This is a genomic window from Natronorubrum halophilum, assembly GCF_003670115.1.
In the GTDB taxonomy this organism is placed as follows: Archaea; Halobacteriota; Halobacteria; order Halobacteriales; family Natrialbaceae; genus Natronorubrum; species Natronorubrum halophilum.
In genome coordinates this window covers 986,181-1,006,731 of record NZ_QQTY01000001.1, presented here as the reverse complement: position 1 = coordinate 1,006,731, position 20,551 = coordinate 986,181, and the positions used below count along the sequence as shown (strand labels likewise).

Annotated in this window: 18 protein-coding genes; 10 read left to right on the top strand and 8 right to left on the bottom strand. The window is 65.0% G+C overall.

Going from position 1 to position 20,551, the window contains the following annotated elements; all coding sequences use genetic code 11:
- Positions 1 to 5: 5 nt before the first annotated feature.
- Positions 6 to 731, bottom strand: coding sequence for a DUF1405 domain-containing protein (locus DWB23_RS04780; RefSeq protein ID WP_121741929.1), 726 nt, complete (start codon positions 729 to 731; stop codon positions 6 to 8).
- Positions 732 to 835: 104 nt separating this feature from the next.
- On the opposite strand from DWB23_RS04780, the gene DWB23_RS04775 reads away from it, so the two are divergent.
- The 3 genes from DWB23_RS04775 (at position 836) to DWB23_RS04765 (ending at position 3,503) form a co-directional block, all read left to right on the top strand.
- Positions 836 to 1,624, top strand: coding sequence for an acetoacetate decarboxylase family protein (locus DWB23_RS04775; protein ID WP_121741640.1), 789 nt, complete (start codon positions 836 to 838; stop codon positions 1,622 to 1,624).
- An 86-nt stretch (positions 1,625 to 1,710) separates the two neighbouring features.
- Positions 1,711 to 2,622 (top strand): pyridoxal 5'-phosphate synthase lyase subunit PdxS, encoded by a 912-nt coding sequence (gene pdxS / locus DWB23_RS04770; protein ID WP_121741639.1) that lies wholly within the window; start codon positions 1,711 to 1,713, stop codon positions 2,620 to 2,622.
- A gap of 98 nt (positions 2,623 to 2,720) precedes the next feature.
- Positions 2,721 to 3,503, top strand: a complete 783-nt coding sequence (locus DWB23_RS04765; protein WP_121741638.1) for a hypothetical protein — start codon at positions 2,721 to 2,723, stop codon at positions 3,501 to 3,503.
- 20 nt (positions 3,504 to 3,523) lie between these two features.
- On the opposite strand, the gene DWB23_RS04760 is transcribed toward DWB23_RS04765, so the two are convergent.
- The 5 genes from DWB23_RS04760 to DWB23_RS04740 all read right to left on the bottom strand — a co-directional run bounded on the left by DWB23_RS04760 (position 3,524) and on the right by DWB23_RS04740 (position 8,381).
- Positions 3,524 to 3,874 carry a hypothetical protein gene (locus DWB23_RS04760; protein WP_121741637.1) on the bottom strand — a complete coding sequence of 117 codons (351 nt, stop codon included), beginning with the start codon at positions 3,872 to 3,874 and terminating at the stop codon, positions 3,524 to 3,526.
- Positions 3,875 to 3,893: 19 nt separating this feature from the next.
- A complete protein-coding gene (locus DWB23_RS04755; protein WP_121741636.1) occupies positions 3,894 to 4,775 on the bottom strand; it encodes a homoserine kinase in 882 nt (293 codons plus the stop codon).
- A gap of 150 nt (positions 4,776 to 4,925) precedes the next feature.
- Positions 4,926 to 6,197, bottom strand: coding sequence for an MFS transporter (locus tag DWB23_RS04750; RefSeq protein WP_121741635.1), 1,272 nt, complete (start codon positions 6,195 to 6,197; stop codon positions 4,926 to 4,928).
- Between the two features lie 103 nt (positions 6,198 to 6,300).
- Positions 6,301 to 7,536, bottom strand: a complete 1,236-nt coding sequence (locus tag DWB23_RS04745) for a polysaccharide deacetylase family protein (protein WP_121741634.1) — start codon at positions 7,534 to 7,536, stop codon at positions 6,301 to 6,303.
- A 248-nt stretch (positions 7,537 to 7,784) separates the two neighbouring features.
- Positions 7,785 to 8,381, bottom strand: a complete 597-nt coding sequence (locus DWB23_RS04740) for a DUF6149 family protein (RefSeq protein WP_121741633.1) — start codon at positions 8,379 to 8,381, stop codon at positions 7,785 to 7,787.
- A 270-nt stretch (positions 8,382 to 8,651) separates the two neighbouring features.
- Between DWB23_RS04740 and DWB23_RS04735 the strand changes: the two genes are divergently transcribed.
- The 6 genes from DWB23_RS04735 (at position 8,652) to DWB23_RS04710 (ending at position 13,454) form a co-directional block, all read left to right on the top strand.
- The gene (locus DWB23_RS04735; protein ID WP_121741632.1) at positions 8,652 to 9,899 is read left to right on the top strand and encodes an NAD(P)/FAD-dependent oxidoreductase; all 1,248 of its coding nucleotides are present in this window, start codon (positions 8,652 to 8,654) and stop codon (positions 9,897 to 9,899) included.
- 338 nt (positions 9,900 to 10,237) lie between these two features.
- Positions 10,238 to 10,465 carry a hypothetical protein gene (locus DWB23_RS04730; RefSeq protein ID WP_121741631.1) on the top strand — a complete coding sequence of 76 codons (228 nt, stop codon included), beginning with the start codon at positions 10,238 to 10,240 and terminating at the stop codon, positions 10,463 to 10,465.
- Positions 10,466 to 10,554: 89 nt separating this feature from the next.
- Positions 10,555 to 10,965, top strand: coding sequence for a DUF7124 domain-containing protein (locus DWB23_RS04725; RefSeq protein ID WP_121741630.1), 411 nt, complete (start codon positions 10,555 to 10,557; stop codon positions 10,963 to 10,965).
- 148 nt (positions 10,966 to 11,113) lie between these two features.
- Positions 11,114 to 11,998, top strand: a complete 885-nt coding sequence (locus DWB23_RS04720; protein ID WP_121741629.1) for an aldo/keto reductase — start codon at positions 11,114 to 11,116, stop codon at positions 11,996 to 11,998.
- A 40-nt stretch (positions 11,999 to 12,038) separates the two neighbouring features.
- The gene (locus tag DWB23_RS04715) at positions 12,039 to 12,782 is read left to right on the top strand and encodes a class I SAM-dependent methyltransferase (protein ID WP_121741628.1); all 744 of its coding nucleotides are present in this window, start codon (positions 12,039 to 12,041) and stop codon (positions 12,780 to 12,782) included.
- A 135-nt stretch (positions 12,783 to 12,917) separates the two neighbouring features.
- Entirely contained in the window at positions 12,918 to 13,454 is a 537-nt protein-coding gene (locus tag DWB23_RS04710; protein WP_121741928.1) for a DUF5815 family protein, read from the top strand.
- Positions 13,455 to 13,522: 68 nt separating this feature from the next.
- Here the strand turns inward: DWB23_RS04710 and DWB23_RS04705 are convergent, their stop codons facing one another.
- The gene (locus DWB23_RS04705; protein WP_121741627.1) at positions 13,523 to 15,799 is read right to left on the bottom strand and encodes a PAS domain S-box protein; all 2,277 of its coding nucleotides are present in this window, start codon (positions 15,797 to 15,799) and stop codon (positions 13,523 to 13,525) included.
- A gap of 298 nt (positions 15,800 to 16,097) precedes the next feature.
- On the opposite strand from DWB23_RS04705, the gene carB reads away from it, so the two are divergent.
- On the top strand, positions 16,098 to 19,373 hold the full coding sequence (carB, locus tag DWB23_RS04700; RefSeq protein ID WP_121741626.1) for a carbamoyl-phosphate synthase large subunit: 3,276 nt from the start codon (positions 16,098 to 16,100) through the stop codon (positions 19,371 to 19,373).
- A 448-nt stretch (positions 19,374 to 19,821) separates the two neighbouring features.
- Here carB and DWB23_RS04690 read toward each other — a convergent pair whose 3' ends face one another.
- On the bottom strand, positions 19,822 to 20,478 hold the full coding sequence (locus tag DWB23_RS04690) for a metal-dependent hydrolase (RefSeq protein WP_121741624.1): 657 nt from the start codon (positions 20,476 to 20,478) through the stop codon (positions 19,822 to 19,824).
- Between the last annotated feature and the right edge of the window lie 73 nt (positions 20,479 to 20,551).

Genomic DNA, 20,551 nt, shown 5'->3' with positions numbered 1-20,551 from the left:
GCCGATCACGGCGTCGGTCGCTGTTCGCTCGACTCGCGGCGGGAATCTCGATCGCGGGCCGCCTCGAGCGTTTTGATCCTCGTCGCGAGAGCGAGAAAGAGCGCGAGGAACACGAACGCGACTTCTCCCGCGGCGATAACGTCCAGTGCGTCCGCCCCGAGGAACATCGGCGTGTCTCGGGCGACGGGGATCGCGGTGTGGTGTGGCTCGCCGACGATCGGCGCGAAGTAGTCGACGAGCAGGTTACTGGCGTACCAGACGAACGCGACGGCGACCCCCCAGACGGGGAAGTCGGTGATTCGGTGGAGGACGAAGGCCTGGACGACCATCGCGAGGTGACTCCAGAAGAGGAATTGAAACATCAGCGGGTGCAGGTAGCCGTACGCGTCGGCGAACGCGAGCAGGGTAAACGGCGTCCACAGGCCCAACACGACGTTTCCGAAGAACGCGAGCGACGTGAGCCACGGCTGTTCGTACCCCAGTTTCCAGCAGGCGATCGCGAGCGCGATAAACAGGGTCGCCAGCGGGCTGTCGGGGACCCAGGGCCACATGACCGTCGCGGTCTCGGACAACTGCGGCGCGTAGTACCAGAACCCGAAGGCCGTCCCCGCGAGGTTGATCGCCACGACGAGCCACGCGAACCGAAGGCCGAGGTCCTCGAGCGTCTTCGGAACGGGCGCGAGATACGTCGGCAGTGGATCCCGATCGGGCACCCCGGGCGTCGTGGACATCGTTTCATCCAGCGTGAGGAACGACACCCGCAAAACAGTAGCGATTGTCGACTCCGAACCGGTCACCCGCAGACACTTACCGGCTCCCCGTCGTTGGTCGACGTATGCACCGCGGAACCGGCGATCGAACTCGAGTGACGCTCTCGACCGGCCACGAAATCGCGTTGCCGCTCGACCTCGAGTTCGCGATGGGCGGCGTGACGGTCCCCGCGAGGCGAGACCGACTCGAGGCGCTCCTGCCGGATGCGCTCTCCTCGCTCGCGATCGCACCCGGGATCGGCTGCGTGACGTTCGTCGGCATCCAGTACCACCGCGTCGGCGGCGGTCGTGACGCGACGAGCCCCGATGCCGACTCGGCAGCCGGCAGCGCTGCTGCCGGCCTCGAGCCCTACGACGAGTTCGCCGTCATCGTCCCCGCGGTCCGCGGCGGTCGGACGGACCGCCCGGTTGCACAGTTGCTCGACGGCGAGATCGGCGGGTACGTCCACTGGCTGCCCGTCACGACCGATCCGTCGGTCGCGCTCGGGCGCGAGATCTGGGGCTACCCCAAAGAACGGGCCGACATCACGGTGACCGACGGCCCGCGGGGGCTCCGAACCGTGGTCCGCAACGGCGAGACGGGAGAAACGGTCCGCCTCGAGGTCCCGCGGCCGCGCACCCGAATCGGCGACAGCGATCGGACGCTGTGGAGTTACACGACGATGGACGGTGATCTGGTGCGAACGCGCGCTCGAATTCGGGGCGAGATCGCCGTCGGAACCGGGCTCGGGACGACGCTCGAGATCGATCCCGACCTGCGGGCAACCCTCGGCTGCCGGACCCGACCGATCGCGAGCCTGTACGGCTCTCGCGTTCGCGCGTGGCTCTCCGACGGTGAGCGAGTCGGGTCGTGAACCGCGACGCGAGCCGAACTGTCACGCCAGCGGACGCGCTGTGGGGAACGGACACGCGTAAGTGCGATGGGTCCTAACGCCGCACTATGTCCGACACGGAGACCGATCTCGAGGAACTACGACGAGGGACGGATCTCATCAAGCGAGGGTTCGCCCAGATGCAGAAAGGCGGCGTCATCATGGACGTCGTCAACAAAGAACAGGCTCGGATCGCCGAAGACGCGGGTGCAGTCGCCGTCATGGCCCTGGAAGCGGTTCCGGCAGACATCCGCAAGCGCGGGGGCGTCGCCCGGATGGCGGACCCCGCGGACGTCGAGGGAATCGTCAACGAGGTTTCCATCCCCGTCATGGGGAAGGCCCGGATCGGCCACACGAAGGAGGCCCAGATTCTCGAGGCCGTCGGCGTCGACATGATCGACGAGTCCGAGGTGCTGACGCCCGCCGACGACGCCTACCACATCGACAAGCGCGACTTCACGGCTCCCTTCGTCTGCGGCGCACGGAACCTCGGCGAAGCGCTCCGTCGCATCGACGAGGGCGCGGCCATGATCCGGACCAAGGGCGAAGCCGGCACCGGCGACGTCAACCAGGCCGTCCACCACCAGCGCACGATCAAGGGCGCGATCCGCGAACTCGAGGGCATGAAACACGAGGAGCGGGAGGCCTACGCCCGCGAGATCGAAGCCCCCGCGGAACTGGTCCACGAGACCGCCGAGATGGGGCGATTGCCGGTCGTCAACTTCGCGGCAGGTGGCATCGCGACGCCCGCCGACGCGGCGCTCATGATGCACCACGAGTGCGACGGCATCTTCGTCGGCAGCGGGATCTTCGGGGCGGAGAACCCGCCCGCCATGGGCGAGGCGATCGTCGAGGCGACCAACAACTGGGACGACGCCGAGACGCTCGCCGAAATCTCGAAGAACCTCGGCAAGGGGATGAAAGGCGACGCGAACGCCGATCTCGCCGAAGAGGAAAAGATGCAGGGTCGAGGCGTCTAAACGACTGCGGCGAAAACCGACGCGCTATTCTGACGGTTCCGAACCGCAACCGATCGGCAAGCAGCTTCGCTTTCTCCGTGTAGCGCCTACTCCCTCGTATGACTCAGACGACGTCCCAGTCTCCCGTCGAACAACTGTCCACCCGGCTCAAAGCGGGAACCACACGGTTGCTCGAAGAAACCACCGCCGACGAGTCGGACGAGACGCTGTCGGCGACGGCAGCCGAGCTCTGGGACGTCGTCGAGGAAGTCGACGATATCTTCGAGACGATCGACCTCGAGAAGCTGCCGGACGTCGTCGAGGTGTCGGCGCTGCCGGATCTCCTCGACCTGGACGAACTCCCGGAAGCGATTCGCGAGCGGGATCCGGATCTGGCGCTGGATCTCAGCACGATCCGACACGTCATTCATCTACGAGAGCTCTGGAACACCGTCGACGTCGTCGATTTTCAAAAGGAGTTGCCACAGCTCAAATCCGAACTCGAGGACGTCGTCGGCCCGGATCTGCTCGACTCCTCCGGCGACTCCGAAGCGGCTGCCGACGTCGAGTCGTTCGTCGACGACGTGAAAGCTGACGCGCCGGATGCGGCGCTCCAGCAGCAGGCGAAGAAGGCGGCGAAAACGGCCCGCAAGGGGGTTCTCGAGGGCCATTCGAAATTCGAAGACCTGTACGAGTCGAAACAGCGCGGCTCGGGCTACGCCGGCCGACGGCCGGTTTCGAACAATCCGACGGCGGTGTCGTCGGTTCCCTCCGGTCCACTGCCGGCCAGCGTCTCCACGCGCGTGTCGACCGTGCCGAGGAACGTTCGCGGGGCGAAGGTCGATGCGCTCCCGCGGATCTACGGCCGTCGCTGGAAGACGGCCCGCGGCTCGAAGCGGTGAGCCGACGCGACCAGCGGGTCTCACCACCACGTCCGCGGTGGCGGAACGAGCCCCACGCCGACGAGTCCGAGAAACGCGAAGTACGTTATCGCACCTCCACAGAACAACGATAGCACCACGGTTGGCGCGAGAGCGGCACCCGCGGCTACGACGAGCAGCGCGACGATGACGGACGCTGCCTGTATCACCGGCCGCTCCCAGTACTCTCGAACGGTAGCCACGTCTCGAGCGGCCACGAGTTCGAACACCACTGTACCGAGTCCACCGAGGGCGAGCGCGAGCGGCGACAGCGACGCGTCGACCAGAACGAACGCGATGCCCACGGCCGCGAGAACGAGTATCGTCAGTAACGCGTCGGTTCGGGCACCCATTTTCGACTCGAGTCGGCGATCAGTCCCGGTACAGCCGCGCCCCTTCGCCGACGCGCGTCTGGTAGGCCCGACTTTCGATGCCAGCGGCCTCGAAGGCGTCGATCATCGCGCCGGCGATCGCCTTCTGGTCACGCCCGTGACAGACCGCGAGGATGCCCGGCCCGGCACCGCTGACCGTCACGCCGGTCGCGCCCGCCTCGAGGGCGGCCTCGCGAACCCCCTCGTAGCCGTCGATCAGGGCGGTTCGTTCGGGGGTGACGATGGCGTCGTTCATGCCGCGCCCGACGAGGTCGGGGTCGTTGCGCGTCATGCCGACGGAGAGCGTGGCGGCGTTGCCGACGGTGTCGACGACGTCCTCGAGGGCCGCCGAGTCGGGGACGACGCCGCGCGCGTCGCGCGTGGAAACGGACGTCTCGGGGAGGCAGGCGACGAGGGGGATCGAGGCGTCGACCTGGGTGACGCCGTCGTCGGTAACGATGGTGAACCCGCCCAGAAGCGAGGGGGCGACGTTATCCGCGTGGGCCTCGCCGGAGACGAGCGCCTCGCCCTCGGCGGCGATCGGGACGAGTTCCGCCCGCGAGAGGCCGCGGTCGTAGAGCGCGTTGAGGGCGACGGCCGCGGCGGCCGCGCTCGCGGCGGACGAGCCGAGACCTGAGGACGGCCGCACGCCTTTGTCGATCTTGATGTGTGCCGGTGCGTCGAGGGCGTCGGCGACCGCCCCGACGGTGTTCTGTTTCGGATCCTCCGGAATGTACTGGCTCCCGGCCCCGGTGATCGAAATCCGCGTTTCCGGTGCCCGTTCGACCCGGACCACGTCGGCGGGCGTTCCGAGGGCGACACCGAAGACGTCGAAGCCACTCCCGAGGTTCGCACTCGTCGCCGGTGCCCGCACGGTGAGCATGCCGATTCCTTCCGAGACTGCAGGCAAAAAGGTAGCGGACCGCGACGGTCCGAACGGAACCGTCCCGACGACGGAACGACCTACCGGCCCGCCGACCGACCGGCGAGTTCCGGAACTCGAGACCGCCAACGACGACGTATGCTCATCTTATCAGTCGTCCGCGCCCGCGTCCGTGGGCCGGTCCGTATCGACGAACCGGTCGAGGCCGACGAGCAGTGCCGTCGAGAGCAGCGCGCCGGCGAGGGCGAAGCTCGCGATGACCGCGAAAAACGCCGCGAGCGAGACGCCGCCGAGAACGAACCCGCCGATGGCGATACTCGCCGAACCGAACCCGAACTCTCCGAGGTAGGTGTAGCCGTAGGAGAGTCCGCGGCTATCCGGCGGGGTGTACACCGCCACCGCGTTCTGGTAGAACGGCTGAATCGCGAAGAGGAAAAAGCCGAACACGCCACAGAGTGTGGCGATCGCTGCCAGCCCCATCCCGGTAACCGGGACGAACGCGAGTGCGAGAAGCACAAGTACGGCGAAGATTCCCGCCAGGCCCTGCGCCGGTGCGATACGATCCGTCAGTTTTCCGCCGGCGTACTGGCCCGCCATCCCGACGACCAGCAGACCGACGTAGATGTAGTCGGCCGGCTCGATCCCCTCGAGTCGGTCGGGGACGACGAGTCCGTCCATCGCCTCGAGGCCGTGGAGGATCTCGGGAAGGTAGGTGAGCATCCCGCGGTAGTAGAGCCCCTCGAAGGTGACGATGACGAAGACGATCGCGAAGGCGCTCGCGAACAGCGCCCGCGAGTTCGAGACGAGAGCCGACAGCGATAGGGCCTCGTCGGCTCCGGCGTCGACGCCGTCCTCGACGGCCGCCGTCGGATCGAACTCCGCGCTGAGTCCGTACAGTACGGCGATAACGCCGGGAACGGCGAGGATCGCCGCGACGAGTTGCCACTCGAGGAAGATCAGCAACGTCGCGGCGACGAAGGGGCCGAGTGCGATCCCGGCGTTGCCGGCGATGCCGTGCCAGGCGAAGACCGTTCCTCGGTCCTCGACGCCGGTGCTGATGAGTGCGAGGCCGGCGGGGTGGTAGACGCTGGCGGCGACGCCCCACAGCACGAGCCCGATCGCGATGGTGTAGATCGACGTCGCGAGCGAGAGCACGAGGAAGGCAGCGCTCATTCCCCCGAGACACAGGAGAATGAGCCGTTTCGTGCCGTAGCGATCCGCGAGAATGCCGCCCGGGAGCGCACCGATCCCGAAGGGCGCGTAGCCGAGCGCGACGACGATGCCGAACAACGCGACGCTGACGTCGAACTCGGCGAGCCAGACCACCAGAAAGATCGGGATCGACGTCTCGAACCAGTGGACGAGCGCGTGTCCGGCCATCGTGAACCCCGCGATCGATCGATCGTTACGTTGCAGTGCCATGTCCGCTCTAATCGTTGCTGAAACCGGGACGCTCCGACTACTTAGCGGCTTGGAAACCGTCAGGATATCCGTGGCGAACGTGCCCGGATCGGCGGGGGTGATCCTAAAACAGGTACTCCCGCCCGAGATCCTGCGGGAGGATGACATCGAGATCGCCCTGCGATTCGTACTCGTGGATCGTTTCGACGAACGTCTCGAAGGCCGCGAGATTCTCGCCCTCCAGGCGATGGTAGAAAACCGACGTGATACCGCGCATTTCGGCCGTTCGTTCGAGCGCAGTTCGGACGCGTTCGGCGCTCGGTTCTCCGATTCGGGGGGCCAGTTTCGTGTTGGTAGTGTACCCCTGGACGGGCCCCCCGCCGGCAAAACCGATCTCGTGGTACTCGTCGACGAGTTCGATCGTCGTCTCGTCGAACTGGCCGAACGGGTACGCGAAGTACTCCGCACCCTCTTCGAATCCCTGCTCTACGAGCCACTCCTTCCCGCCGCGAATCTCGTCCCGCTGTTCCTCGCGGCTGAGTTCGGGGAGCCGAGGATGGCTCAGACAGTGATTCGAGATACACCAGCCGGCATCGTGGAGGTCGTGGAGTTGCTCGGGCGAGAGTCGGGGATCGCCGCCGGCGTCCCGGTCGAGGTAGTTCGGGTTGACGAACGTTACCGCCGGGTAGCCGTACTCCTCGAGAATCGGTAGCGCCTTCGTATGATCGGTGACGTGGACGTCGTCGAACTGGATCATCACTTTTCCAGTCTCCGGACGCGGGATGAAATGGAGATCGTCGAACCAGACCGTTCGCTCCTGTCCCTCGCCCGACCAGAACTGTAGTTGCACTTCGCGCACGGCCGTACTATCGAACCCGTCGCTAATCGACTCGAGGCCGAAGTTGTACCGCATGAAGGGGAGGTCGGCGGTAATCCCGCGCCGGTACTCGACCGAGTCGCCGCCGCTGTCGACCAGTCGAAGCCACGGGGTGAAGAGATCGTTCGCCGTCGCCGCGACGCCAGGGACGACGTCGGTGAGGTCGCGCGGTTCCGCGAACGTCTTCGCCAGTCTGGTGGTCTGGCCGCCCGCGGTGGTCTCGATGCGAGCGCTTTGAGAGCCGACGAGTGCGCGGTCCGGATCGGCCGTCAGCGTCCCGCCGGAGACGGTCCACGCGTCGAGGTTTTCGAAGTCGTCGTCGGTCCCGGTGGGTCCGGAATACTCGTTCGATGTCTCCTCGGAGTTCGAGTCGCTCCCGTCGTCCCCGTTTTTCGAACTCGAGTCGACGAAACTGGTGTCGGTACAGCCCGCCAGAGACAGCGATCCTGCCGTCGCCATCGCGAGGTATGCTCGTCGTTTCATCTACCGTAAACTGTTCAGGAGCCGGCATTGTTATCACCGAGTTACTGTCCGCTGAACGGGAGTAATCAGGTCCTATATACTGTCTCGCTGCTGGAACAGCGTCGAGGATTCGCCACCCCCTCGACGAAGCTATCCTAACGACTGAAACGATTCACACACCGATCGCACGGGGACTGTGTGATCGGCGTGTAACGCACCTCGCGGTCCGCGAACGAAAACCGCGAGCGACGCGATTGCCTCGTACTCGATCAGTGTTTGTCGCGGTCTTCGTCACGCACTCCGGGCGCGTTCGAGATGTCGGCTTCCGCAGGTTCGTCCTGCCCCCCAACGACGAGGTCGCCGTCGTCGGTCTCGACGTAGACGTCGTCGGCGAAGCCGCCCGCGGCGTGGGGGTGTTCGGGATCCTCGAGGCGCTCCGGCGTCGCGGGGGCCTCGGGGAGACCCTCCGGCGGCGCGAACTGGCCCAGCGGGTCGTCGATCGTGATCTCCCAGGTTTCGAAAAATCCCCGGTATCGGTCGTAGTGGGCCTCGAGTTCGTCGGTCGGAATCTCCATCATCTCGGTCCAGCCGTGGTTGTAGAAGTCGAAGTTCGCCTGAATGTGGGTGATCTCCCGAGCCTCGGCCTCGGAGTACCCCTTCTGAAGCGCTCGCAGGTAGGTGTCGACGGTCGCGTCGAAGAGGGCATCGAGGTGGGCTTTGCGCTCCTCCGCGTACTCCGGATCCGCTTTCCCGAGGAAGATTTTCGTGTGCATTCGGACGAGTCCGGACTTGGCGGCCGACCGGACGACCGGCGTCTCGAGAGCCGCCCGCGAGGCGAAGTGACGGACGTTCTGGTGGAGTTTCACGCCATCGTTTACGAAGTGATGCGTAAAGAGCGGTTCGGACGATGATGACGGACCAACGAGCGGTGAAGTGGTCAGTTTCTCCCGGCCACCGGTCGTCAGAGATAACAGCAAACCTTGCATCCTCGAGAAGCAGCGTGAAAACGCCGGACGAACTAATATTTTGGTAACCAGAACAGGGATTCAGTTTACAACTGTAGCGGTGGGTCAGCGAGTGAGGCATAATAGACGAGATAGCAACCCACTTTAACCCGCATTACGAACGATCAGAATATGACCCAGTACGTGATCATCGGTGACGGGATCTCGGGCAGTTCGGCTGCCGAGACCCTCCGGGAGGAAGATCCGGATGCGAAGATTACCGTCATCACCGATGAGGGGGAGCCATTGTATAATCGGATTCTCATCAAAGAGCACGCGAAAGGAAAACTCCCCGAGGCTCCGATCTCGATCCATGATGAAGCGTGGTACGAGGACCGCGAGATCGAACTCTCGCTCAACACGCACGTGACCGGCGTGGACCCCGACGCGAAGGTCGTCCACACGCACGATCGCGGGGACCTCGAGTACGACAAACTGCTGATCGCGACCGGCGGAACGCCGACCCAGCTGCCGGTCGAGAACAGCGACGCCGACGGCGTCCACCACTTCTGGACGTTCGAGGACGCCCGCGGGATCCGCGAGCACGCGGAGCGCTCCGATACGGGTGTTATCGTGGGTGCCGGCCTGCTCGGTATCGACTTCGCGGCCGTCTGTGGTGCGCAGGGGATCGAGGCCGACTACCTCATGCGCGGCGATCGGTGGTGGCGCTACGCCCTCTCGGAGGACGGCGCGGAGATCATGCACGACGGCATGCGAGGAGTCGGGGTCGAGCCGGTCTTCGATAGCGGCGTCGATCGGTTCGAAACGGACGACGACGGCCACATCATCGCCGCTGTCGATCCCAACGGCGAGCGCTACGACTGTGACTTCGCGGGCGTCGCTATCGGCCTGTCGTTCAACACCGAGTACCTCCGGGGTGCCGGTCTCGAGGAGAACAACGGGATCGTCGTCGACGAGTACATGCGGACGAACGTCGACGATATCTACGCCGCCGGCGACATCACCCGATTCTACGACGTCCTGCTCGGCGAGCAGGCCCAGAACGGCTCGTGGGGCTCAGCGAAGGAGCAGGGCCGGGTCGCCGCGATCAACATGGCTGCAGACACCGACGAAGCGGAGGAGTTCCAGTGGGTCTCCTCGTACTCCATCACCCACTTCGACTTCCCGTTCCTCTCCTTTGGCCACCCGACTCTCGGCGACGAACACGCCGAGCGCCGCTACAGCGACACCGAGTGGCGTCGCGTCGCCTTCAAGGACGGCAAGATCGTCGGCGGCGTCCTCATCGGCGATCTCTCGCCCCAGAGCAAGTTCAAACAGCTGATGCGCGAACAGCGCGACGTCGCCGATCAGGCAGAGGTGCTCCTCGAGCAGTCCGTCGACCTCGATAACCTCGCGCCGGCACAGGAACAAGAGCAGTAGAGTAGCAACTGAAACGATTTACACACTGATCGCATAGTCCGCGGTTCTCGCTCACTCCGTTCGCTCCGAACCGCGCTGCCCTCGTGCGATCAGGTGTGCATTGACTTTCAGTGGCTACTATAGTACGCGCTCGTTTTCCGGTCGCTCAGTTGCGACCGATCGACCGCGAATCGCCGGATGGTACGTTCGGCCGCGTTCTCGAGACCCGCTCGAGTGCGCACGGACCGCCGTCCGCTCTCGTTTCCTGCCGAGAGATCCGTCTCGAGGCTCGCTCTCGCCGCTGATTCAGTGGCTACTATAGCCGGAACCGTTAAGTGTTATTGTGGCATTTGGTAACAGTGAACATGGCTGCCAGTGAACTCCACCATCGATCACTACGCCTCGAGCGAGTCGAGTCGGTTACAGCGGAGACGAGCGTCCGTCACGTCGATCAACTCGACGCGGAGACACTGGAGTCGTTTTACACGACGCTCGAAGACGATCTCCCCGGTCCGGGCGCGGATCCCGATCTCGAGGACGGTGAAGTTATCGTCTTTACGGACTACTATCGGGTCAAACGCATATAGGGGCGTCAACTCGATCGATTTCGGACACGTCCGCTCGAGTCGTCAGAAGTATCGAAGCCGTTTTCCCCGGTGCGCGTCTTCGATAGCGTATGAACGGCGGTAGCGACATGACCCTAGCGTTCGAACTCGAGGCGCTGAAAGAACTCGCCTCCCCCGAGCGCGTGTTCGAAGACGCCAGAGGCTGGACCGAGTACATCGGCGTCGTCTCCGAGAAACCGACCTACGTCGTGACGAACTTCACGCGCAAGAACCGCATCCGGCAGGACTTTTTCTCCGGCCCGCGCGGGAAAGCCGAGAGTCTCGAGGGCGTCAAAAACCAGTTCGACACCGACCGGTACGTCCTCATCGGCTCGAGCGAGGAGGATAAAGAACTGGCCGACGATGTCGGCTGGGAGTACCTCGCCGTCGAGGACGCCGCCGAGGCCGCCGACTGGATCGTCGCGACGGAGGTCGAAACCGAAGACGACGACACCGAACCGGTTCGAGACGACTGGCCCTGAGCCGCGACGAGAGTCGTTGTTGTGGTCGAATCGTCGACCGCGAGCGTCGGTTGCCGTCCGTCGTCGATCGGCTTTGCCGTCAGTTTCGGGTCGAGCCCGGATTGCGAGTACGTGGAGATTTATGTGCGGTGTCAGTGAGGATACTGGTATGAAAACGCGCAACCTCGGCGATACCGGCCATGAGAGCACCGTCGCGACCTTCGGCGCGATCGCCCTCAACTGGCTCGAGCAGGAGGGCGCGAACCAACTCGTCGAACTCGTCCTCGACCGCGGGATCAACCACTTCGACGTGGCCCCGACCTACGGCGACGCCGAACGCAAGCTCGGCCCCAAACTGCGCCAGCACCGCGAGGAGATCTATCTCGGCTGCAAGACCCAGGAGCGCGATTACGAGGGCGCGCGGCGGAAACTCGAGCGCTCGCTCGATCGGCTGGGGGTCGATCACATCGACCTCTATCAGATCCACGGCCTCGAGTACGAGCACGAACTGGAGACGATTACGGGCGAGGACGGCGCGCTCGAAGCATTTCGCGACGCCAAGGAGGAGGGACTCGTCGGCGACATCGGACTCACGAGCCACGGGAACCCACAGCTCATCCTCGACGCCATCGATCGGATCGACGACCTCTCGACGCTGATGTTCCCGATGAACCCGGTCGTCGCCGGCAAGGATGACGACGACTACGATTACGAGGCCGTCCTCGAGCGCGCGGACGAGGAGGGGATCGGCGCGCTCGGCATCAAGGCCTTCGCGAAGGGATCGTGGCCCTCGGAGGAGGAATTGCCCGAAGCCGACCGGCCCTACGCGAACTGGTACGAGCCCGTCGACACGCCCGACGCGATCAGGGCGCGGTTCGACTTCGCCGCGTCGCAGGGGCTCACGACCGTCGTCACGCCCGGCGATCCGAAGCTCGTCGCGATGGTTCTCGACGCCGCGAGCCGATACGACGGGATGGCCGAGAGCGAACGGCGCTCGCTGATCGAGCGCTCCCGTCACGACGAGAGTCCCGTGCCCGAGCAGCTTCACCACTGAACTCGTCGCCACGCCCTTCCGCCCGAGAAACCGATTTCCGATGAACGTCCCGCGAACGGTAACGACCGCCCTCGAGGACCGGCCGATCGACGGGGCAGTCTGTCTCGACGCCGGCGCCGGCGTCGGCAACACGACGGCCGGGCTGCTCGCCGACGGCGCGGCCCGCGTCTACGCCGTGACGAACGATAGCGAGCACGCACGAACGACCGTCGAACGGGCGGGCGAGATCGCGATACCCGATGCCGACGCTCGCGGTCGCGATCGACTCGACGCTCTCGAGGCCGACCTCCGAGCCCTCCCGCTGCCGACCGACTCGGTCGACGTCGTCACCGCCCACGGGTTGTTCAACGTGGTTCCGCCCGCCGACCTCGAGGCGATCGTCGAAGAACTCACTCGAGTCGCCGCGCCGGGCTGTCACCTCGTCGTCGACGACTACGAACCGATTCCGAGCGACGCCGCGATTCGAGCCCTCTTCGCCCTCGAGAACGCGGCCGCGGAGTTAGCCGATGGGCGGCCGATGCTGACGTTCTACCCGGCGGACGCGCTCCGGAACCTGTTCGCGGGCCGCGGGTGGGAGTTCGACCGCCATCGGACGCTGTTAGCGCCGGTTCCGTGGACCGAACGGCACGTCGAAGCGCACGCCAACGTCGTGCGCTCGCGAGCGAAGCGGCTCTCGAGCGACCTCGAGACGGCGCTGACGGAGCGTGCGGAGGCGCTCGAGGCGGCGATCGGCTCCGAATCGGTCGGCGAGATGTACAGCGTCGCGATGCGGCTGTCCGCGTGAGCCGCGCGACGCCGCCGAGCCCGAACCGAGGGGCCGGGCGTTCGACTCGGCGAACCGACCTCTCGAGTGCCGGTCCTCGAGTTCGCGGGTCGCCGAGTCGTCGCCCTTATGACTTCGCCGACCGAACCACACGCAATGGCAGAGCCCCGCGTACCGGGTTCCGGCGGCGATCGGAGCCTCGAACTTCCCTGTGGGACGACGCTCGATCCACACGAGATCGACCTCGGCATGCGCGAGTACACCTGTAGCTGTGGTGAGGATCACGCCGTCGTCACCGACGTTCACCCGCCCTCCCGGTTTTTCCCCGAGTCGCTCGTCGCCGTCCTCCAGGAGACGATCGAGACCGACGACGAGTTCGGCGAGTTCGGCACGCCCCACCTGATGGGCGTCGTGCTCGAGGAGTTTCCCGAGAAGGTCGTCAGCTACGACGCCAGCAACGACGGTGCCGTCGGCTACGCGATGCTGTGGGTGACCGACTTCGACGCCCGCCGTCTCCACGAGATCATCGTCGAACTCGTCGTCGAACTCATGGATCACGCGATCAGCCACGCCGAGGACGACGACGCCGTCACCGACTTCGAGTCGCAGATGCTCGAGTTCGACGTGGGCGAGTTCGTCGAGCAGTACCGTCGCCAGCGCGACTTCGAGAGCGAACACGACCGCGCCCTCTAACGTCCCGCGACTCGAGCGCCCTCCCTCCGCGTTACTGGCGTAGCCACCACGGTTCGATCTGACCGCTCTCAGCGACGGACCTCGACGTCGCGGAACTCGAACCGCGCGCCGCCGGAGTCTCCGTTGACTACGGTCACCGTCCACCCGTGGGCATCGGCGATCCGTTCGACGATGGAGAGCCCGAAGCCGGTGCCGTCGGTCGTCGTCGAGTAGCCGGTTTCGAACACCGCGTCGCGGTCCTCGGGCGGGATACCCGGCCCGTCGTCCTCGACGTAGAATCCCGCCCGTCCCGGGAGCGAACCGACGGTGAGGGTAACGCCGTCGCGCTCGTTCCCCTGTACGACACCGCTGTGAGATTGCGACTCGAGGCCCGTAACACTGTTTTCGACGGCGTCTTCGGGAGTGTCGGCGACCGAATGGCTCGTCGAGCTATGCTCGACGGCGTTCCGAATCAGATTTTCTACGAGTCGTTCGAACCTGGACCGATCGGCCTGAACGACGGCGTCCGTTTCCGCGTTGAGCGTCGCATCCTCGGTCTCGACGTGTTGCCAACAGGAGCGAGCGAACGCCGCAAGGTCGATCGGTTCGGTCTCCGTTACCGGGTCGTCCTCGCGTGCAATCCGTAGGATGTCATCGATCAGCCGCTGCATGCGCTCGTGTGCCTTCGAAACGGTCCTGAGACGGGATTCGTCGTGCTCCTCTCGAGCCAGCTCGAGTTGGCCCTGTGCCACGTTCAACGGGTTCCGGAGGTCGTGGCTCACGATACTGGCGAACGACTCAAGCCGTTCGTTCTGGCGTTTTAGTTCGCGTTCGCGCTCCTTTCGATCGGTGATATCTCGAAGGACGCCCACGGTGCCGCGGAACGTTCCGTCGTCCGTCGGAAGCAAGGCGATGTGGTTTTCGTTCGGAACGCGATCGCCGTCTCTCGTGATGGGAGTCATCTCGAACGACGCCTTCTCGCGGTCGTCGCGTTTCAACAGTCGCCGGATCTCCACCTCGCCTCTGGCGATGTCGTCGTCGCTCAGTATGACCGAGACGTGTTCGCCGCGGAGTTCCGCCGGCCGATACCCCGTCGTCGTCAGTTCGGAACCGGTCGGCGGAACGACGTTCGTCACGTAGCCGTCCGCATCGAGCATGTACACTTCGTCGGGGATCGTCCTGAGAATCGTCTCGTACTGCTCGAGTTCGCGTTCGCGATCCTTTCGCTCCGTGATGTTCCGAACGACGCCGGCGACGCCGCGGTACTGCCCGTCCTCGAGCGGAAGCAACGAGACGTTGTCTTCACACTGGATTCGGGTTCCGTCTTTCGTGACGACGGTGATCTCGTAGGTCTGCTGGGTCGCTGTCGTCTCGCTGGATAAGAGCTCTCGAACGACGTCCGTTCCGCGTCCGGCGGACGATTCGTCCAGCAGGAACGAGACTGGCTTGCCGATGAGTTCGGCCTTCGTGTAGCCGGTCATCTCCGCGTAGGCGTCGTTGACGAACGCACAGCGGCCGTCCGAATCGACCGTGTAGACTGGATCGCCGAGGGCCTCGATGATAGTCTCGTACCGTTCTAGGTCCCGCTCGCGATCCTTGCGGTCGGTTACGTCCCGAACGGTGCAGATGAGTTCGCCGTGATCGGTCGTCGAGAGCGTGTGATCGACGATGATTTGCGTGCCGTCCGCTCGGAGACCGACCGTCTCACCGCGCCAGTAGCCCTCGTCCATCACCGTGGGGAGAACCTCCTCGTGAACGGTCGCCGCCTCCTCGTTGGTATAGAGTACGTCCCAGTGTTCGCCGATCAGGGCCGACGGTTCGTATCCGAAGCAGTCGGCGTACGACCGGTTCATATAGCTGAACGTCCCGTCCGCATCGAGCAGACTGATCCCCTCCTGTGCGGTTTCGATGGCGCGTAGCTGGTGGTTTCGCTGCCGCCGGGTTCGGGTCGTTTCGACCGCGTTGACGATTCTGTTCGCGAGAACCGGATACTGACTGGCACCGTCTCCTTTCTGAAAGTAGTCCGTCACGCCCGCCGTAATCGCTTCGCTGGCGAGGGCTTCGGACCCCGAACCCGTAAACAGAATAAAGGGCGTTGCTTCGTCCCCGCACTGGACTCGTTCCAGAAATGCCAGTCCGTCCATCTCGGGCATGTCGTACTCCGAGACGATACAGTCGATCCGCGTCTCTTCGAGTAACTCCAGCCCGTCGCGTGCGGTGGTCGCAGTGATCGTATCGAACGCGTCGCGTTCTCGCTCGAGCGCCGCAGCAGTTCGGTCCGCAAACTCGGGCTCGTCGTCGACGTGTAACACGCGTATTCGGCTCGGATGGGCGGTATCGCAGTTCGATTCGCCCGTCGATTTCATGCGCACACTTCTCTCCAGTGCGAAGATATAGATTTGGGCTGATATCACCGAACGACCTCTAAGCGATAATGACGCTCCGCCGACGTACGATCGATGCGCCCGCAGCGCGTCGGTCGAGGTCGATGACCGATTCGGAGGTCTGAACGCGGAGCCTGGACGCTCTCGAGGTGGTGTCGGGTCCCCAACCGCGATGGCGGGACCGACGATCGCGATAGTTCGAATTTCGAAAAGGCATTTCGAGATTCGTACTGTATCGTGGGGCTTATTACGATGTACGAACTTCGGACGAACAAGTAACATGAGCACGGACCATCAGGGCGAGAGCGACACAGGGGATGGACGCACGATCCTGTTGATCGGGAGCGGACCGATCCAGATCGGGCAGGCCGCCGAGTTCGACTACTCCGGCGCACAGGCCTGCCGGGCGCTACAGGAGGAGGGCGCTCGCGTCGTGCTCGTCAACTCGAACCCGGCGACGATCATGACCGATCCGGAGATGGCTGACGAGGTTTACATCGAGCCGATCACGACCGAGGCCATCGCCGAGATCATCCGGAAGGAACAGCCCGACGGCGTTATCGCCGGTCTCGGCGGCCAGACCGGACTGAACGTCACCGCCGAACTAGCAGAAGAAGGCGTACTCGAGCAGTACGACGTCGAGATCATGGGGACGCCCCTGGATACGATCTACGCGACCGAAGACCGCGACCTCTTCCGCAAGCGGATGGAGAAGATCGGGCAGCCCGTTCCTCGATCGACGACGATCTCGCTCGAGGAGGGCGAGTCGGTCACGGAACTCAGCGACGAGGACATCCGCGAGCGCGTCGAGGCCGCCGTCGAGAAGGTCGGCGGCTTGCCGGTCATCGCCCGAACGACCTACACGCTCGGCGGCTCCGGCTCGGGCGTCGTCGAGGAGATGGACGAACTCCTCGCTCGCGTCCGCAAAGGGCTTCGCCTCTCGCGCAACAGCGAGGTCCTCATCACCGAATCGATCGCCGGCTGGGTCGAGTACGAGTACGAGGTCATGCGCGACGCCGACGACTCCTGTATCATCATCTGTAACATGGAGAACATCGACCCGATGGGTATCCACACCGGGGAGTCGACGGTCGTCACGCCCTCCCAGATCGTCCCCGACGAGGGCCACCAGGAGATGCGTACGGCCGCGCTCGACGTCATCCGCGAACTCGGCATTCAGGGCGGCTGTAACATCCAGTTCGCCTGGCACGACGACGGCACCCCCGGCGGCGAATACAGGGTCGTTGAGGTCAACCCGCGCGTCTCTCGTTCCTCCGCGCTCGCCTCCAAGGCGACGGGGTACCCGATCGCTCGCGTGACCGCGAAGGTCGCACTCGGCAAGCGTCTCCACGAGATCACGAACGAGATCACCGGCGAGACGACGGCCGCGTTCGAGCCCGCGATCGACTACGTGGTTACCAAAGTTCCGCGCTGGCCCAAGGACAAGTTCGAAGACGTCGATTTCGAGCTGACGACGGCGATGAAATCGACCGGCGAGGCGATGGCCATCGGCCGCACCTTCGAGGAGTCACTCCTGAAGGCGCTTCGCTCGTCGGAGTACGAACCCGACGTCGACTGGGCCGACGTCTCCGACGAGGAACTCGAGGAGCACTACCTCGAGCGCCCCTCCCCCGACCGTCCCTACGCGATGTTCGAGGCCTTCGAACGCGGCTACACCGCCGCGGCGGTCCAGGAGCTTACGGGCGTCTTCGAGTGGTACGTCGAGCGCTACGAGCGCATCGCCGACTCGACGCTGGCCGCACAGGAGGGCGACTTCACCGAGGCCGCGATTGCCGGCCACACCAACACCTCCATCGCCGCGACGGCGGGAACCGACGTCGGCACCGTCGAGGAAGCCGTTCCCGGACGGACGTACAAGCAAGTTGACACCTGCGCCGGCGAGTTCGAGGCGGAAACGCCGTACTACTACTCCGCGCGCAAGCCGGAGTTCGAGTCCGGCCCGCTCATCGGCGACGCCGCCTCCGGCGAACTCGAGGTCGATCGCGACCTCGAGAGCGTGATCGTCGTCGGCGGCGGCCCGATCCGTATCGGGCAGGGCGTCGAGTTCGACTACTGTTCGGTCCACGCCGTGCAGGCGCTGCGCGAAATGGGGGTCGACGCTCACGTCGTCAACAACAACCCCGAGACGGTTTCGACGGACTACGACACCTCCGATGGGCTGTTCTTCGAGCCGATTACGGCCGAGGAGGTCGCCGACGTCGCCGAGGCGACCGGTGCCGACGGCGTGATGGTCCAGTTCGGCGGCCAGACGTCGGTCAACATCGGCGAACCGCTGAAGGACGAGATCACCCGTCGCGGCCTCGAATGTTCGGTCATGGGAACCAGCGTCGAAGCGATGGACTTGGCGGAGGACCGCGACCGCTTCAACGCCCTGATGGACGAACTGGGGATCGCCCAGCCCGAGGGCGGGACCGCCTTCTCCAAGACGGAGGCGCTCGAACTCGCTCACGACATCGGCTACCCCGTCCTCGTCCGTCCCTCCTACGTGCTGGGTGGCCGCGCGATGGAGGTCGTCTACGACGACGAGGAACTCGAGAAGTACATCGAGGAAGCCGTCCGCGTGAGCCCGGAGAAACCGATTCTCGTCGACGACTTCCTCGAGGACGCGGTCGAACTCGACGTCGACGCCGTTTCCGACGGCGAGGACGTCCTGATCGGCGGCATCATGGAACACGTCGAGGCCGCCGGAGTCCACTCCGGCGACTCGGCCTGTATGATCCCACCGCGCTCGCTCGACGACGACACGCTGACTCGCGTCCGCGAGGTGACCGAGGACATCGCCGACGCGCTCGACACCGTCGGCCTGCTGAACGTCCAGCTTGCAGTGCGCGGCGTCTCCGGGCGTAGCCCGGATGGCTCGTCGGACTCGGATGAGTCCGACGCTGGCGAAGTGTACGTTCTCGAGGCGAACCCGCGCTCCTCGCGTACCGTCCCGTTCATCTCGAAGGCGACCGGCGTGCCGATCGCCAAGATCGCCGCGAAGGTCATGGCCGGCACCACGCTCGCCGACCTCGATATCGACGAGCAGATCCCCGAACAGACGTCGATCAAGGAGGTCGTCCTGCCGTTCGACCGCCTGCCGGGCTCGGACCCGCGTCTCGGCCCGGAGATGAAATCCACCGGCGAGGTCATGGGTAGCGCCGACACCTTCGGCAAGGCCTACGACAAGGCTCAGGACGCGACGGGCAAGCCGATTCCCGAGTCGGGAACTGCCATCATCGACCTCTCGGCCGACGAGTTCCCCGATCCGGAAACCGACGAAGGCGACGCGCTCGTCGACGGCTTCACCGACCACTTCAACCTCTGCGAGGAAGTCGATCTTCCCCAGGCCGTCCGCGAAGGCAAAGTCGATCTCATCGTCTCGCGGGATCGCAGCCTGCTCGAGGTCGCCGTCGAGGAGGAGATAACCTACTTCTCGACGCCCGCCAGCGCCGCGGCCGCGCTCGAGGCGCTCGAAGCCGAGGACGAACCGATCGACGTCCAGGCGATCACCGGACGCCCGAAGCGCTCCGCCGAGTGGGGCCGCTCGGACTGACGAACTGACGGACGGCTCTCTCGAGCCAGTGTTGCCGTTTTTCTCGTTTTCGAGCGCAGCGGCGGGGTATCCCATCTCGTTCTTGCCGTCGATCTCGTCCACCTCGCTCGCGTTTCCGATTCGACCGGCTGCCGACTCTCGCCGACCAGTTGTGGGGCCGATCGCTGCCTTCGTTCGCGGCGAATCCGTGGGACAGCGTGGTATCGTACACCGTCTCGTACTCGGCGGCGACCACGCGATACGTCTCGTTTCCAGATCCGGACGGCGTCGTTCTCCCTGCGCTTCAGGTAGGTTCGTCAGCCGTCGACATGCGAGCGGTCGCCCGAGCGGCCGATATCGATAACGCGACGACCAGTACGATCCTCCGTCGAGGCGAAACGAAACTGGTAAAATCGGCTCTCCGGGCCGGGACGGGCCGACCGACGCGAGCCGTGACGATTCGATTGGCTCACCGTCCGAACCGAATGTCGACCGTCGTCCCGTCGGTCTCGGTCTCCTCGACGCGGACCGCAGGGAGGATCGCGCGCAGTTTCCTCGGAACGAGACTACCGGCCACCGTGCCGATCTCCGCAAGTCGTTTCCGACAGAGCGCGTAGACGCCGGCGAACGCCACGAGCACGAGCAGCGCGCGGTCGACGGCCGGTCCGGTCAGTCCGGAGTCGATCGCGACGGCCGCGAAGGCGAGACAGACGAGGAAGTCCTCCGGCGCGCCCGAGTAGCGGACGTACCGGCGCGGTCGGTGCCAGCGCCCGAGAACGTGGTTGTAGACGCCGTTTTCGGTCACGGGATTCCACGGCTCACACTCGGCGCTGCCGCCGAGGACGTCCGAAATCGAGTGGAGGGCGGCGGCCCAGACAGCGACGGTCAGCACCAGAAGCGTGCCCGACCCCGTCAGGGCAGCGAGACTCGAGAGCGCGAGCGTCGCGACCGAGAACCAGACCGGAAAGTGCAGCGTCTTCCGGTGGCGCGCCACCAGATCGGCGTCGGGCGCGAGGCCGCCGAGGAACGCGGCCGCAAGGAGGGCCGGCCCGGCGTACTCGCCGAAAACCGGTAAGAGAAAAACGGCGGCCGCGAGGGCCATGAACCCGTGGGTGAGCGCCATCATAGCGATACTGTTCGGTACGTAGCTCTCAATCCTGATAAAGAAGTCCCTTCTGGCGGTCGGGGTGGACTCGAGC